Source organism: Rhodococcus jostii NBRC 16295, assembly GCF_001894825.1.
Classification (GTDB): domain Bacteria; phylum Actinomycetota; class Actinomycetes; order Mycobacteriales; family Mycobacteriaceae; genus Rhodococcus_F; species Rhodococcus_F jostii.
In genome coordinates, this window is sequence record NZ_BCWY01000072.1 from 18,072 (window position 1) to 30,777 (window position 12,706).

At 66.6% G+C, this 12,706-nt stretch carries 12 protein-coding genes and 1 pseudogene; 8 read left to right on the forward strand and 5 right to left on the reverse strand.

What is annotated here, in order from left to right; genetic code table 11:
• Positions 1-217 precede the first annotated feature (217 nt).
• The 5 genes and pseudogenes from RJ1_RS33115 to RJ1_RS33135 form a co-directional block, all read right to left on the reverse strand.
• Positions 218-733, reverse strand: a pseudogene (locus tag RJ1_RS33115) (fatty acid desaturase family protein); the annotation flags it as partial.
• Between the two features lie 243 nt (positions 734-976).
• Entirely contained in the window at positions 977-1,300 is a 324-nt protein-coding gene (locus RJ1_RS33120) for a BMC domain-containing protein (protein ID WP_073366696.1), read from the reverse strand.
• Between the two features lie 172 nt (positions 1,301-1,472).
• Positions 1,473-2,282, reverse strand: coding sequence for a 5'/3'-nucleotidase SurE (gene surE / locus RJ1_RS33125; protein ID WP_073366697.1), 810 nt, complete (start codon positions 2,280-2,282; stop codon positions 1,473-1,475).
• Positions 2,279-3,367: an HAD family hydrolase gene (locus RJ1_RS33130; protein WP_083400780.1), complete on the reverse strand. Its 1,089-nt coding sequence runs from the start codon at positions 3,365-3,367 to the stop codon at positions 2,279-2,281. Before RJ1_RS33130 ends, surE begins: the two co-directional genes overlap by 4 nt.
• Positions 3,265-4,260, reverse strand: coding sequence for a DUF7064 domain-containing protein (locus RJ1_RS33135; RefSeq protein WP_073366699.1), 996 nt, complete (start codon positions 4,258-4,260; stop codon positions 3,265-3,267). Before RJ1_RS33135 ends, RJ1_RS33130 begins: the two co-directional genes overlap by 103 nt.
• Positions 4,261-4,521: 261 nt before the next feature.
• Here RJ1_RS33135 and RJ1_RS33140 point away from each other — a divergent pair, with 261 nt between their 5' ends.
• From RJ1_RS33140 to RJ1_RS33175, 8 genes are all read left to right on the forward strand, one after another.
• On the forward strand, positions 4,522-4,812 hold the full coding sequence (locus RJ1_RS33140; RefSeq protein WP_073366700.1) for a EutN/CcmL family microcompartment protein: 291 nt from the start codon (positions 4,522-4,524) through the stop codon (positions 4,810-4,812).
• Between the two features lie 71 nt (positions 4,813-4,883).
• A complete protein-coding gene (locus RJ1_RS33145; RefSeq protein ID WP_052032891.1) occupies positions 4,884-5,207 on the forward strand; it encodes a BMC domain-containing protein in 324 nt (107 codons plus the stop codon).
• Between the two features lie 71 nt (positions 5,208-5,278).
• Positions 5,279-6,655 (forward strand): aldehyde dehydrogenase family protein, encoded by a 1,377-nt coding sequence (locus RJ1_RS33150; protein ID WP_073366701.1) that lies wholly within the window; start codon positions 5,279-5,281, stop codon positions 6,653-6,655.
• The gene (gene eutJ / locus RJ1_RS33155; RefSeq protein ID WP_073366702.1) at positions 6,655-7,464 is read left to right on the forward strand and encodes an ethanolamine utilization protein EutJ; all 810 of its coding nucleotides are present in this window, start codon (positions 6,655-6,657) and stop codon (positions 7,462-7,464) included. The genes RJ1_RS33150 and eutJ overlap by 1 nt, the downstream gene beginning before the upstream one ends.
• The gene (locus RJ1_RS33160) at positions 7,461-8,096 is read left to right on the forward strand and encodes a hypothetical protein (protein ID WP_073366703.1); all 636 of its coding nucleotides are present in this window, start codon (positions 7,461-7,463) and stop codon (positions 8,094-8,096) included. Before eutJ ends, RJ1_RS33160 begins: the two co-directional genes overlap by 4 nt.
• The gene (locus RJ1_RS33165) at positions 8,093-9,403 is read left to right on the forward strand and encodes a malate dehydrogenase (protein ID WP_073366704.1); all 1,311 of its coding nucleotides are present in this window, start codon (positions 8,093-8,095) and stop codon (positions 9,401-9,403) included. Before RJ1_RS33160 ends, RJ1_RS33165 begins: the two co-directional genes overlap by 4 nt.
• Entirely contained in the window at positions 9,400-10,437 is a 1,038-nt protein-coding gene (locus RJ1_RS33170) for an alcohol dehydrogenase catalytic domain-containing protein (protein WP_073366705.1), read from the forward strand. The genes RJ1_RS33165 and RJ1_RS33170 overlap by 4 nt, the downstream gene beginning before the upstream one ends.
• 23 nt (positions 10,438-10,460) lie before the next feature.
• A complete protein-coding gene (locus RJ1_RS33175; RefSeq protein ID WP_083400779.1) occupies positions 10,461-12,695 on the forward strand; it encodes a helix-turn-helix domain-containing protein in 2,235 nt (744 codons plus the stop codon).
• Positions 12,696-12,706: the final 11 nt, after the last annotated feature.

The window sequence follows — 12,706 nt, forward strand, 5'->3', positions numbered from 1 at the left end:
ATACGGCGCGGTGGCCCCCGGATCCTCTCACCACCACGGTGCTCGACGTTCCCGCTGCGCCGAACTGTCTCGACGCCCGCGGCGAGCCGGCTCCGCAACTACCGACCGGTCGTGCCGCCCTCACGGGCCGATGCCCAGCGTGGTGGGCCTTGCCGCCGCCGGGATTCTCGAACGGATCGGCGCGGGCGCCGGTGTTCGAATTACGCCCCTCGCGATGTCAGAGTCCCCCGCGAGCGCGAAGTGCTGTCAACAGCCCGCGGCGCGTGCCCGTGACCGGGTCGATCTGCGGCCTCGGATCGGTGAACCTACGTTCCGACGCCGTCTCGGGTGCGTCGTCGGCGGTCGCCCTGAGGAACTTGTTCGGCAGCGCCAGCTTGGCGATGGTGCGCCACGACTTCAGGTACTGAGCGGGCAGCGAACCGGTCGTGTAGGGCAGGTCGTACCTTTCGCACAGCGCACGAACGCGCACGGAAATCTCGCGCAGCCGGTTGCTCGGCAAATCGGGGAACAGGTGATGCTCGATCTGGTAGCAGAGGTTCCCGCTCATGAATTCCATGACCGGCCCCGCCTCGAAATTCGCACTGCCGAGCATCTGGCGCAGGTACCACTGCCCCCGCGTTTCGTCCTCCACGTCGGCTTCGCTGAACTTCTCCGCGCCGTCGGGGAAATGCCCGCAGAAGATGACCATGTTGGTCCAGACATTGCGGATCATGTTCGCCGTCAGGCTCGCGGTGGGCGATTGGGCAGCACACGCATCACCGCAATGCCTGCCCACGGAGCCATCGTGGCCGACGACCTGATCAACCTCGACGATGACTGGTCAGTCGGTCGGGAAACGCTTCGTTTGCGAACCGACGTGCGACGCGCAGGTCGTCGCCGTCACCGGCCGGGTTTCACCACTGCGCCGAACACCACATTTCCGCTCTCACCGCGACGCGGTACACGACCTCATGCGGTGCCCCCGGGCTGACGGTGTTCATCGTCGCGGCGGCGAGGGCCACATCGGGGTTACCAGATTGTGGGGTATTGCTGCGGCAAGCACGTCCTCGGTTTCACCATGGGGACGCGCGATCACGTGTGATACCGCCAACTCACCGGAATTGCGTGCTGCCGCTACCCCCGCGTCGACCGCGGCCTGGACCGCCCCGACGTCGCCGCGAACCATTACCGTTACTTGCCCGTTGCGCAGGGTCCTGTATCCGACGAGGTCGACGTTGGCCGCTTTGACCATGGTGTCGGCGGCCTCGATGGCGCCGACCAAGCCGACCGTTTCGACTAATCCAACTGCACCGGGGCTCATTGTCTAACCTCCATATTCATCAGGTATGCCCTATGGAACGTTCCTGCCGACGGGACGCAGAAGCGACGGCTGCAACGCGATCCCGCAGGGATAGCGGCCGAGGCGGCGTCTGCACCCGAGTGTTCGGTGGCCGCGTCGACCCGCGACACCAGCAGCGCTGTTCGTGCTCGTGTCACGGGCTGACCTGACTGATCCACTCGATGGCCGAGTCCCCGTTCAGTTGCAGCAGCGACAGCGTGGGATGCCCTACGCGCACCCTTTCGATGTCGGACCCTTCGATGATGTCGATCGTGGCTTCGAGCAATTCCGCCACCGGAAGCGCATCGGCGTGCCGATCGAAGTCGGCGATGAACGGCAGCAGGGTCGGCGCGGTGCCAGCGAGCGTCCACGACGCGGCGACCAGAGGTCGTACCTCCTCGACAGGCAGATTTGGCACGTTGAGGTTGAACACAGATCCCGCATCCGCGGTCATGATGTTCGGCAAGATTTCGCCGATCACAGCCGCGGCGGTGTCCCAGTGGCGTGTAGCCCCGTCCGTCCGTGGTTCCTCGATTTCGAAGTCCAGGTGCAGCGATGCCGCCAGCGCGGTCACGCCGTGGGCGCCGGCGACCATCGCCGCGCCGGCGGTGCCCGAATGCAATACCGCGGCACCAAGGTTCGAACCCTCGTTGATGCCGGAGAGTATGAGGTCGGGCACCGGCCCGAAGCGACCGAGTACCGCGGCGAGTGTGATCATGCCCGGATGCGCGGCCACAGAGTACGCCTCGACTCCCGGCAGACCCGGAAGCCGCCGGTGGCTTACTTCGATGCGCTCGTCGACCAGGAACATCGTCAAACCACCGGCGCAGCCGCTGGCCTGCCGGTGAGGAGCGGCGACCGTGACGTCGTATCCCTGCTCACACGCAGTATGAGCGAGGGCAAGCAGCCCTGGCGCGTCGATCCCGTCGTCGTTGGTGACCAGCACGTGTGGCCGTTGCGTCATGGCATCGCCAATCGCACAGCGAGTAGCAACTCGCTGTCGGCCACGGATTCCGCGCCGTTCGCTACTGGCGCTCCTCCAGGTACCGGGACTGGCGCTCCTCCAGGTATCGGGGCCGCGGTGATGGCCTGGGGATTCTGCGGCGTTAGCGGCCGGTGGGGCGTGATCCGTGCCTGCAACGCCTTCGCTCCGGAAACTCTGCGCTGCACCCGTGCCGATACCTCCAGCGACGGCGGCAATGCTACGGCCGGCGACGCCGGACATGCACATTCTGTCGTCTCGGTCGCACCGGCGAACAAATGGGCCAAGATCTCCTGCGGCCAGATCGCTACGAACTCCGCGCCTGCGGCGAGCAACTGTTCCTCGGTATGCATACCCCAGGCGACCCCGACCGCGCGGATCCCGGACCTCATTGCAGCTTCGACATCCCCGACCGTGTCGGTGATGATGGCGGTCGACCCGGCCGGGACCGCACCGCCGGCCGCCGACTCGTCATAGAATGCCTGGCAGCGCCGACCGGAACCTTGCGCCGCATCGTCGAGGAACCGCTGGATTCCCTTGGCCTTGTCGGGCTCGACGTCGCCGCCGAACACGTGCCCGAAGCAGTATTCGAGCGTGTTCTTACGCAGAATCCGTCGGATGACTTCAGTGGCGTTCGACGAAAGAACGGCCAGTGTTGCATGCGGCACCAGCGATTTCACGACGTCCACCATGCCGGGAATCATCAGCGGGGCGTAGTCGGCGCCGAGGCTGCGCATGAAGTCCTCCTCGACGACCCGCGCGTGCTCGGCGTCGCGGCAGAGCCCGCGCAGGGAGACGAAGAAGTTGTTGGCGAACATCTCGTAGAACTGTTCAGCCGTTGTGATATCAAGATCATGTGCTGCACTGACCTTTTCGAAGACACGCCAGGATGCCTCTCGGGTCTGCACGAGGGTACCGTCGAGATCGAATATCACCGCCTGCGGCGGCTCGGGTCGGCACATGGTCAGCTGCTTGTCGCGTCGGACGCGCTGTAGATCTTGCACAACTGCTGGGGGCCGATGAAGTCCTGGATCTCGCCCCATCCGCGTTCTGTGCCCGAACGCCATTCGGCGAGCACGTTGTACCCGACCGTGCCCGGACCGGCCTGCCAGGGGAAACTTGTCCGTCCGAGGCCGTGGAGCTCGTATTCCCGCCCCTCGCTGTCGGTGAGCTCGAGTTCGACCGATTTCGCGAAGAACCCTTCCCGGATGGTGCGCCCGCGGCCAGCAGCCAACCCGTACAGCTCACCCTTGTCGACGACGTAGCCGTGTTCGAGGGTGAGTTCGGTGGCGGCGTCGGGTCCGCCGGTAGGATCGAAGTCGAAGATTCCGTGGATGGCGAAGTCCTTGGAAAAGTGGGCGTGCAGCCAGCTCATGGTGTGGCCCTGGTGCTCCGAGCGTAAGCCCCAGCTATGGTCCATCGTCGAAATACAGTCGACGGCGTACTTCTTGCCGCGCAGGTTCACCTCACCCTCGAAATGGCCGGACTGGTCGAAGTGGCCGGCGTAGGCCTCGCCCCACGCAAACACGCCCTCGTCGGCCTGCTTGGCGACGATCGGGTCCTGCTTGGGATCGTGGATGTCGAAGGCGTCGGCGATGGCGGTGTAGCGGAAGGCCAACGAGACGTCGTCGCCGTTGTCGAACTCGACGTCCCACACCCGGTTGGGTTCGCGGCAGACCACGTGTAGTCCGTTGTTCAACCGGTAGTCGCGCAGGTTGCGCGTCTCCGGGATGGGCAGGTGGTGCTGGGCGTCCCAGTACTCGGCCTGCCAGGGTGCCTGCACGAACTTCGAGTTCATGGCGATGGTGGAGATCGCGACGCCCACATTCGGGCGGAACAGCGCATAGACTCCGACGTTCAACGTGGCTTCCGGGATGTAGAAGCCGAAGAAATTCGTCTCCGTCCAGGTCGGATCGTCGCTGGTGGGGGTATGGAAATCGGCGTCGATGTCTTCGATCATCTGACTCTCCTAGGCTCTGGCGGTTGCCGCACGGTCTGACTATCCGGTGCGGTCCTCGTCACCGCACACATTGCCGAACCCGAGATGCGCCCGCCACATCCCTGCGCGATAACTACCCGGGCCAGAGCTGTCCCCGAGGGATAACGACCTGGTGGGGTGCTCCGCCGTAGCGTCCTCCTCGATGCACTCCCGGGTCACTTGGGGTGAGCGGGAGTGCATCGATCCCGTTCGCTCGACACCCGAAGAAGAGGCGGTCACCCGGTGAGACTCGCACGTGTTGTCGGCCAGGTCGTGGCCACCGCCAAAGTTCCCGAACTCGGAGGAACCACGATTCTGGTGGTCGAGGATATCGACACCGATCCCGGCGGCGAGAACGGGCTGTCGTACGCAGCCGTCGATCTCGTCGGCGCCGGCCAGGAAGAAGTCGTTCTCGTCGCGTCCGGGAGCGCAGCCAGGGTGGACCCGGCCACCGCCGGGGTCCCGGTCGACCAGGCGATCATCGCGATCGCCGACACGATCGTCACACACGGTGAGGTTACGTACTCGAAATGACGACACAAACTGGCGCAGTGCGCAATTCATCCGCCGACCTACCCAGCAAGACCACAAATGGAGGAAAGACCATGGCAACCACCCAGAACACCCTGCCCGCCCGGGGCGCCGGAGCACTCGGCCTGATCGAGACCAAGGGCCTCGTCGGCGCGATCGAGGCCGCCGATGCCATGGTCAAGGCGGCCAACGTGCAGCTCCTCGGCCACCGGGAGATCGGTGGCGGTCTGGTCACCGTGATGGTCCGCGGCGATGTCGGCGCGGTCAAGGCCGCCACCGACGCCGGCGCGGTCGCCGCCGGCAAGGCCGGCGAGGTTGTTTCCGTGCACGTCATCCCGCGCCCGCACGACGAGACCGAAGGTGTGCTGTCGAACCTGGCTCGCCCCAAGGGCGCGTGAGAGTCGACCGCGATCGGGGCGCAGCACGGACCTGTCTGCGCCCCAGACCGAGCCATGGAAGGTGAAAGACCGTGACAGCAACGCTCGATGCGGACCTGGCGGCGCTGGTTGACGTCCGCGCGCAGGTTTCCGCCACGAAGAAGGCCTTCGACGCGATCGAAGGTGCCGACCAGCAGTGGCTCGACACCATCGTTCGGGCCATGGCGAAGGCGGGTTACGCCGCCTCCGAGGAACTCGCCCGGATGGCGGTCGACGAGACCGGATACGGCGTATACGAAAACAAGATCATCAAGAACCGCTTCAACACCGGCTTCGTAGCCGATTGGATGCTCGAGCGGCGCGCGGTCGGTGTGCTGTGGGCCGACGAGGAGAACAAGGTCACGGCCGTGGGCTCCCCGATGGGCGTGATCGCTGCGATCATCCCGGTTACCAATCCAACGGCAACCGTACTGTTCAAGAGCTTGGCCGCGGTCAAGGCCGGAAACGCCGTGGTCCACGCCCCGCACCCCCGCGCTGCGCGCTGCTCGGCCCGGGCGGCGGAAATCATGGCGGAGGCGGCGGTGCGGGCCGGCGCCCCCGAGAACCTGGTCTCCTGCCTGCAGCAGCCCACCCTGGAGGCGACCCGGGAGCTGATGCGCCACAACAGCATCCGTCTGGTTCTCGCCACCGGCGGTCCCGCGATGGTCGCGGCCGCGTACTCGAGCGGCAAACCGACGATTGCGGTCGGTGCGGGCAATGTCCCCGCCTACGTCGACTCGACGGTTACCGATCTCGCCGAGACGGCGACGATGATCGTGACCTCGAAGTCCTTCGACAACGGCACCGCCTGCGTCGCCGAGCAATCGGTGGTGGTCGCCGAACCTGTCGCCGACCGATTCGTCGCCGAACTGTCCCGCGCCGGCGCCACCTGGCTGACCTCGGATCAGCAGGCCGCGTTGACGAGGACCCTGTTCGACGAGCGCGGTGGACTGCGCGCGAACGCGGTGGGCCAGTCCGCGATTCGACTGGCCGAGCTGTCCGGGTTCACCGTTCCGGCGTCGACGAAGGTCCTGGCCGCCGAGATGACCGAGGTCGGCGACCACGCACTGCTCTCGCGTGAGATCCTCGGACCGGTGCTGACCGTCTACCGGGAGGCGGACTACCTAGCGGGCTGGCGGCGGTGCCGGGAGATCCTGGCGCTGGGCGGCGAAGGCCACACCGTGGCCGTGCACAGTGCCGACCCGACGGTGGTGGCCAAGTTCGGAGAGCTGCCTGCCGGCCGCATCGTCGTCAACACTCCTGCCCTCTTCGGTGGGATGGGGTACTCGACGAACGTCGATCCCTCCTTTCAGATCGGTACGGGGACGTGGAGCGGGTCGATCTGCTCGGACAACGTCACCCCGCTACACCTGGTGAACATCAAGCGCATCGCTCACGAGGCCCGGCCGTGGCGTGGAGTGTTCGACTGATGTCCTTCGAGATGGTCGCGCAGACACTCGAGCAGGCACATCAGCGCATCCGTTCCGCCCGAACGAATCACGACGGTGATCTGCGCACCGGCATCGATCTCGGCACCGCCACCTGCGTGATCACTGTGGTCGATGCCGCCGGGGATCCGGTGTGGATCGATTTCGACCGCACCGGCGCCATCCGCGATGGGGTCGTCGTGGACTTCGCGGCCGCGGCCGCGGCCGTGCGGAAGCTGAAGGCGACCGCCGAGGACGAACTCGGCGTCGAGTTGGCGAACGCGGCCACCGCCTATCCCCCGTGCATCGGGGAGGCCGACAGTCGGGCCTGCCGGTTCGTCCTCGAAGGCGCGGGCTTCGACGAGGTCATCCTGGTCGACGAGGTCAGCGCCGCCAACAAGACCCTCGAGGTGACCGACGGGGTGGTCATCGACGTCGGTGGCGGGTCAACCGGGGTTGGGGTCTTCGAAGCCGGGAACCTGGCCGCCCTCGACGATCGCCCAGGCGGTGGGCACCACCTGGATCTGATCCTTGCCGGCGCCCTCGGGGTCACCGTAGCCGAGGCGGAGGAAAGCAAACGTGCTGGTAGCGGCGACTACCTCGCGATCCTGCGACCGGGAATCGAGCGGATCGGTGCCTCGATCCGGGATCTGACCCGAGGTGCCGAGCACCTCGAACTCCATCTCGCCGGCGGTGCCCTGATGCTTCCGGGCGCCGATACGACCATCAGCAAATACCTGGGCCGGCGTGTGCGGGCTTATCCGCACGCACTGCTCATCACTCCATTGGGAATCGCGAGGTACGCGTCATGACAGGCACAGCAACACTCCGGACGTACGCATTTATCGATCGAATGCAGCCGCAGTGTGCGGCGCACATCGCCGCCACCAGCCCCGGCGATCCGCCGTTGGCCGGCATGGCGGAACTGTTCGTCGAGATGGCCCCGGGTAACGAGGTGTTCCGTGCGGCGGACATTGCGCTGAAATCTTCAGGGGTACGTCCCGCCCTGCAGATCATCGAACGAGAATTCGGGCTACTCGAAATCCACTCCGAGCACCAGGCGGAAGTTCTCGCGGCCGGGGAGGCCCTGCTCGACGCGCTCGGGATGAAGGAAACCGACCGCATCAAGCCGGTCGTCGCATCGACCCAGTTCATCACCAACGTGCACGGATATCAGGCGCAGCTGCTCAACAAGTGGCGCAAGGGCACCCTGCTGATGCCCGGATCGAGCCTGTTCGTCATGGAAGTCGCCCCGGCGGCGTATGTGTCGCTAGCCGCGAACGAAGCGGAAAAGGCCGCCGACATCGACGTCATCGAGATCCGCGCCGTGGGACGGTTCGGTCGCCTGTTCCTAGCGGGCAGCGAAAGCGAGGTCGCCACCGCCCGCGATGCCGCGGTGGCCGCGCTCGAATCCCTCGAAGGGACCGAGGAGGCCCGGCGATGACCGTCTTCGGTGTCGACGCGGTCCAGTCCGCCGGGACCGGCGAGCTGGTTGTCGGCGCGAAGGACATCGTCACCCCGCTCGCACGGGAATTGGCTCGTGAACGCGGAGTGACGATCGTCGTTGCCAGCGCACATCCGCCCAGCAGCCCCGTCACCGCGAACCAGTCGCTGCCCCCGGCACCCGTTGCGGTGGCCCCGGTGTTTGCCCGCCCGTCCTCGAACGGGTCACAATCGCCTCCGGCTCCGCTCAAGCCGCCGGCCCCGGCACTGTATCGGCGCGGGGCGCCTCTGCATCCAGCGGTCGCACCTGCCGCCCTGCACGAGCCCCGCACAAGGCGACCCGAGTTGCCGAGTGCTGCGAAATCGGTCGGCCGGGTGGTCGTCGTCGGGGCCGGGCACGTCGGGATGATCACCGCGATGAAGCTCGCCGAGGCGAACATCATCGAGGAAGTCGTCCTCGTCGATATCGCCGAGGGGCTCGCGGCGGGGATCGCGTTGGATCTGACACATTCGACGGCGCTGCTCGGATTCGACACCAAGGTCCGCGGTGTGACCAGCCTCGCCGAGGCCGGGGCCGCCGAGTTCGTGGTCATCACTGCGGGCCGTGCCCGCCAGCCCGGGATGAGCCGGACCGATCTCGTGGAGGTGAACGCTGGCATCGTCGGTGCCCTCGCCCGCGACGCGGCCGGGATCTCACCTCACACGGTGCTGCTGGTGGTCACCAATCCGCTCGATGAGATGACCCACCATGCCTGGCGCGCCTCCGGGCTGCCGGCCAACCGGGTCATCGGGATGGCCGGTGTACTCGATAGCTCCCGGTTCCAGGCGTTGACCGGGTTGGCCATCGATTCCTCCCCGTCGAGTGTGCGTGCCTTGGCGCTGGGTAGTCACGGCGACGAGATGGTCATCCCGCTCTCCCAAGCGCGGGTGGGGGGCACGACGATCACCGACGCGATACCGCAGGCGGAGGTCACTGCACTGGTCGACCGGGCCCGCAACTCCGGCGCCGAGGTCGTCGGACTCCTCAAGTCTGGAAGCGCGTTCTTCGCTCCCGGTGCCTCCGCCGCGCGGATGGTCTTGGCCATGGCAACCAACTCCGACGAGATCATCGCCGCCACCGTGTGTGCCAACGGGCAGTACGGCATCGCCGACGGGTATGTCGGTCTGCCGGCCAGATTGGGCCGCACCGGGTTGCGTGAGATCGTCGAGCTGCCGTTGTCCGCGGACGAGCTGGCCTCAGTACGCACGGCCGCCGCCCGGATCGCCGAACGGGTGGCCGACCTCGAGCAAATGGCGGCCCCGGCATGAGAGCGGTGGTGTTCGCCGGGCTGGGCGCCGTCGAGGTCTCGAGTGTGTCCGATCCCGGCCTCGTCGAGCCGACGGACGCTCTCCTCAAGGTGCATCGGGCGGCGATCTGCGGGACCGACCTGCACACGATCAGCCATCCCGACGGCCTGCACCGTGGTGCCGTTCTGGGGCACGAGTTCACCGGCACTGTCGTCTCGGTCGGGTCCGCGGTGCGCACCTTCGCATCCGGAGACCGCGTCAGCGGCGCCGACTTCACCGCGTGCGGACACTGCTGGTGGTGCCGCCACGGCAATCACTGGGAGTGCGGCCAGCGCCAGTTCTTCGGCACCGGTGACGCTTTCGGTCCCGCACTGGCCGGCGCCCAAGCCGAGATCGTCCGGGTACCGCACGCCGACGTCGTCCTGCATCCCATCGCCGACGGAGTCTCGGACGATGCCGCACTGTTCTTCGGGGATGTGCTGGCAACCGGGTACGCGGCGGTACAGCGGTGCGACATCTCTCCGGGCGATACCGTCGCGGTCATCGGCGGTGGTCCGGTCGGTCAGCTGACCAGCCTCGCCGCGCAGGCCTGCGCGGCCGGGCCGGTCGTGTTGGTCGAGCCGGTCCCGGAGCGGCGAGCCACCGCCCACGCGCATGGCGCCCTGGTTGCGTCGCCGGAGGACGCTCGCCCCCTCATCGATGCCCTGACCGACGGGCGCGGTGCGGACGCCGTCATCGAGGCCGTGGGCGGCCCCCGCGGACTCGACGCCGCCTTCGGGCTGGTCCGCCGCCGCGGCACCGTCGTCTCGGTCGGGGTGCACCAGCAATCAACCTGGCCGCTGCCGGTGGCACGGGCGTTCGCCGACGAGCTGACTCTGCGCTTCGCAATCGGAAACGCGATCCGCGATCGCGACCAGCTGACGGGTTTGGTGGCCTCCGGGGCGATCGACCCGACCGTCATCATCGACCTACGAGTCGGCCTCGAAGACGCGCCCGCTGCGTACGACGCGATGACCGAGCGCCGTACGCTGAAGGCAGTCATCGAAGTGTCCTAGGCACACGTACCGACGAGGCGGAAATGGACGACCCGAAGAGCTCGCACCGGTCACGAGAGGCCACCCCGTTCAGCCCGATTCTGAACGGGGAGTTTCCCGTCGAGCAGCTTCGGGACCTGCTGGCCACCCTCCCCGATACCGCCACCGATGCCGCTGAAGCCGTCGTGACCGCGTTCGGCAGCAGCATCCCGGTCACCGTCTTCCACCGACACGACCTCGACTGGTCCGCCCTCGCCGGTACCGAATCCCACGCCGACCAGACACAGTTGACCGCACTCGAATGCGCCGCCGGACCGCTCGTGCCACGCGCGGCCACGGTGGGCAACGTCGCCGTCGTCGTCGACCCGGCGGTACCGGACGACATGGTCGCGACTCACCGCACCCTTCTGGCCCAACTGTGCGTCTGGATCGACCTGACCGCCCAGGCGCACGCCTCCACCGAAGAGTTTGCAGCCCTCGACGACGAGGCCGAGGTCATGCGCACTGTGGCCCATCAGATCCTTAGCGCCCAGGACCTCGACCAGGTGCTTCTCAACCTCACCAACCAGACCTTGCGAATGTCCGAATCAGACATCTGTGGCGTGTTTCTCCGGGAGGGCGAGGAGCTGCGTATGCGCAGCTGCGCCGGGCATCGGGTGATCGACACCGCGCGGCTGCGGATGAAGAAAGGCCAAGGCGTGGCCGGCCTCGTCTTCGAAACCGGGAAGGTTGCCAGAATCGACAGCTACCTTCAGGACGCCACAATCAGCAAGGACTTCATGTCCCTCGCCGAACAGGAAGCCACTCGTTCGGCGCTGGCCGCGCCACTGGTTGTGCACGGCGACCTGATCGGTGTCCTCGAGGTATGGCGGCGCCGCTACTCGTCGTTCACCGACCGAGACGTCCGACGCCTGGTGGCCCTGGCCGACCTCGCCACCATCGCCATCGAGAACGGTCGGCTCTACGACGCCCAGCGCGCCACCGTCGAAGAACTCGACAACACCCGTATTTCCCTCGAACGACAACTGCGACTGCTCAACCGTTCCTCCACCCTGCAGCATTCGCTGATCGAGATCGTGCTCGCCAACTCCGCCGTCACCAGCTCCGTCGCCCGCACCGTCGGAACCGAACTGGGCTGCGAAGTCGCCATCATCTCCGCCACCGGCGAAGTCGAGGCCACATTTCCTCGCACCTTCGACACCGCCGATCTGCTCGACGACGTCGCCGGCCGCAACGGTGTCCTCCCGCAACGTGCGACCAAGCTCGTTGCACGCGACGGCCGCACAATCTGGGCTCACCCGGTCATCGCCGCCGAAAATCAGTACGGTGCAGTCTGTTTAGTTGGCGGCAACGAGGACACCGAAATCATGGAGGTCGCGTGCGGGCAGGCCGCGATGGTCTGTTCACTCACCCAACTCCAGCAGCGCGCGGCCAGCGCCGCCCGCGCCGAGGCGCTCGACCAGTTGCTCTGGGATCTGATGGAAGGAACAGCGGAACAACGGTCGGCCGCACGCAGCCGCACCCATCAGATGGGGATCCGGCTCCGGGGTTTTCACCGAGTCGTCTACGGGGTACTCGAGAACACCGACAACATTGCGGCCCAAGAGGGATGGACTACCTCCGCCGCGGACACCTTGCGGCGCAACGTTCTCAACGGTGCCCGCGGCTGCACCACCCCCGCACAGCTGACGTTGACCAGTGTGCGAGGAAACTGGATCGTGGCTCTCGCCCCGATCAAGGACCGCGAACGTGCCCGGACCCTGCTGGACGAATTGAACAAGATCGCAGCCCAGTGCCACCCGGACCTGCGCATCACCTGGGGGGTCAGTTCAGCACGCAGCGATCCGGCCGAGTATCCGGCGGCATTCGGCGAGGCGAAGACCGCGCACGCCGCCTCCCGTCGCCTGGGAACAGTGTCGTTGTACGACGAACTCGGGATCGTGCGGCTCCTGTTGGGGAGCAGCGACAATCCCGACCTACAGGGATTCATCAAAGAGGTGACCGAGCCGCTGCTCCAATACGACCAGCAGTCCGACGGGTCCCTCCTCAAGACCCTCCGCACCTTCTTCGACGCCAACTGCTCACAGAAGGATGCCGCCGAACGGCTCTTCGTCCACCCCAAGACCCTCGCCTACCGGCTCGAACTGATCCGCAAACTCACCAATCTGGACCTGTCACAACACTCAGATCGGATGCGCGCCGACCTGGCACTACGACTGTTGCAGGTGACCGAGGCGGTCAGCGATATCGATGGCCAATCGCACCCGCCATCCGGTTGAGAGTGGTGTGT

Excerpts from the sequence above, each read along its gene's own strand:
- RJ1_RS33145 (WP_052032891.1), top strand. The coding sequence starts at position 4,884 with ATGGCAACCACCCAGAACACCCTGCCCGCCCGGGGCGCCGGAGCACTC.
- surE (WP_073366697.1), bottom strand. The coding sequence starts at position 2,282 with ATGACGCAACGGCCACACGTGCTGGTCACCAACGACGACGGGATCGAC.
- RJ1_RS33170 (WP_073366705.1), top strand. The coding sequence starts at position 9,400 with ATGAGAGCGGTGGTGTTCGCCGGGCTGGGCGCCGTCGAGGTCTCGAGT.
- RJ1_RS33165 (WP_073366704.1), top strand. The coding sequence starts at position 8,093 with ATGACCGTCTTCGGTGTCGACGCGGTCCAGTCCGCCGGGACCGGCGAG.
- eutJ (WP_073366702.1), top strand. The coding sequence starts at position 6,655 with ATGTCCTTCGAGATGGTCGCGCAGACACTCGAGCAGGCACATCAGCGC.
- RJ1_RS33120 (WP_073366696.1), bottom strand. The coding sequence starts at position 1,300 with ATGAGCCCCGGTGCAGTTGGATTAGTCGAAACGGTCGGCTTGGTCGGC.
- RJ1_RS33175 (WP_083400779.1), top strand. The coding sequence starts at position 10,461 with ATGGACGACCCGAAGAGCTCGCACCGGTCACGAGAGGCCACCCCGTTC.
- RJ1_RS33160 (WP_073366703.1), top strand. The coding sequence starts at position 7,461 with ATGACAGGCACAGCAACACTCCGGACGTACGCATTTATCGATCGAATG.
- RJ1_RS33130 (WP_083400780.1), bottom strand. The coding sequence starts at position 3,367 with ATGGCGTTCGGGCACAGAACGCGGATGGGGCGAGATCCAGGACTTCAT.
- RJ1_RS33135 (WP_073366699.1), bottom strand. The coding sequence starts at position 4,260 with ATGATCGAAGACATCGACGCCGATTTCCATACCCCCACCAGCGACGAT.